Source organism: Pseudomonas sp. PDM31, from assembly GCF_019218965.1.
GTDB lineage: Bacteria > Pseudomonadota > Gammaproteobacteria > Pseudomonadales > Pseudomonadaceae > Aquipseudomonas.
Genome location: NZ_JAHUWS010000055.1, coordinates 1 through 241, shown reverse-complemented (window position 1 = coordinate 241; position 241 = coordinate 1). Strand labels below are relative to the sequence as shown.

Here is a 241-nt window from a genome sequence, read left to right as displayed (position 1 = left end):
AGACCTTCAGCTACACCCTGACCGACGCGGACGGGGATACCAGCACCGCCAATCTGGTGCTGCAGATCCACAACAACGACGACACCGTGACTATCGGTGGTCTGGACGTCGCCGGTGGCGAGTTGACTGTTTTCGAGAAAAACCTCGGTGACGGCAGTGCTGCGGATAGTAATGCCCTGACCCAGAACGGCACCTTTACCATCACCGCGCTGGACGGTGTGACGACCCTGACGGTGGGCGG

1 protein-coding gene is annotated in these 241 nt (G+C 60.6%); it reads left to right on the top strand.

Features of this window, described 5'->3' with window-relative positions:
* Window positions 1-241, top strand: a 241-nt coding sequence (locus tag KW839_RS27435) for a hypothetical protein (RefSeq protein ID WP_218426054.1), incomplete at both ends; no start/stop codon positions are given.